The sequence below is a fragment of the Vibrio sp. YT-18 genome (genome assembly GCF_033337345.1).
In the GTDB taxonomy this organism is placed as follows: domain Bacteria; phylum Pseudomonadota; class Gammaproteobacteria; order Enterobacterales; family Vibrionaceae; genus Vibrio; species Vibrio alginolyticus.
In genome coordinates this window covers 1-1,345 of record NZ_JAWOQO010000121.1, presented here as the reverse complement: position 1 = coordinate 1,345, position 1,345 = coordinate 1, and the positions used below count along the sequence as shown (strand labels likewise).

General features: G+C 46.0%; 2 protein-coding genes. Both read left to right on the top strand.

Going from position 1 to position 1,345, the window contains the following annotated elements; genetic code table 11:
- On the top strand, positions 1-348 hold a 348-nt coding region (locus R7M72_RS24810; RefSeq protein WP_318056426.1), incomplete at its 5' end, for a GlyGly-CTERM sorting domain-containing protein.
- A gap of 177 nt (positions 349-525) precedes the next feature.
- A complete protein-coding gene (locus R7M72_RS24805; RefSeq protein ID WP_005458124.1) occupies positions 526-1,113 on the top strand; it encodes an aminodeoxychorismate/anthranilate synthase component II in 588 nt (195 codons plus the stop codon).
- Positions 1,114-1,345 lie beyond the last annotated feature (232 nt).

Genomic DNA, 1,345 nt, shown 5'->3' with positions numbered 1-1,345 from the left:
GTTGCAGGTGACATCGTGACTGTTAGCTTAACCGTCGCGACTCAAGCTACCGCTGTAAGTAGTGACGCGAAAGCTTACTCAGCGAGCAAGACTTTAGATCAAACGGACATTAAAGCGCGCAGCGTGAATGTTGAGTTTGAACAGGCGCCAGAGCAAGGTAACTACCAACTGGAAGAGAAAGTGACAGACTCGACTGGCAACGTCGTTAAGTTTAGCTCTGCCCGTGCAGTCTCTATGACTCAACCTGAAACGGGCACCACAGATTCGAAAGACTCTGATGGTGGTTCGTTTGGGTTTGGTGCACTGCTAGCAATGCTTGGACTTGGCTTGTTCCGCCGCCGCCGTTAAGCCACTCCTGTCCTAAAAACATAGCTGTAAAACTCAAAGGCCAGCCGATGCTGGCCTTTTTATTGCGCAAAGACTTGCCTTTCTAATTGGGTGTTGCAAAATACCGCCCTCAATTGTGGTAAACCAGACAATTGATCCTTAAGCCTTGCCAAAACGGATTGGAGCAGCCGACACGTTATGTTGTTGATCATCGATAACTACGATTCTTTCACTTATAACCTTTACCAATACTTTTGCGAGCTTGGTGCTCAGGTAAAGGTCGTGCGCAATGACGAAATCGACATTCAAGGTATCGAAGCCCTCAATCCAACCCATTTGGTGATTTCCCCTGGGCCTTGTACGCCAAACGAAGCGGGTATTTCCCTGCAAGCGATAGAGCATTTTGCCGGTAAGCTTCCTATTTTGGGGGTGTGCCTTGGCCATCAAGCCATTGCGCAAGTGTTCGGTGGTGAAGTTGTGCGTGCGAGACAAGTCATGCATGGTAAAACATCGCCTATCCGCCACACGGGTCGCAGTGTGTTTAAAAATCTAAATAACCCACTTACGGTAACCCGCTACCACTCTCTCGTGGTGAAAAACGGCACGTTACCCGATGTGTTTGAATTGACCGCTTGGACGGAACTGCCTGATGGAAGCATGGACGAAATAATGGGATATCAGCACAAAACCCTGCCTATTGATGCTGTGCAGTTTCATCCAGAATCAATCAAAACTGAGCAAGGACATGAGCTGTTAGCCAACTTTCTTGCACGCAGAGCGATCTGATCTCGATCACTTTTCTTAACAAATTGTTCATCTTTTTGACGGTGTCAGTGGAATGCAAAACTATGCGTTTCATGGTTGATGGTCTGCTTATGCACGCCATTTTGACTCGTCTAACCCCTGTATTACATAACTTTTATAAAAATTCACTTCTCTATTTTACTTTCTTGATGCATAAATACTCATAAGTAGTGATTAATGGCAGTTGCGCAGTAATACGAAAAGAATAAATCAC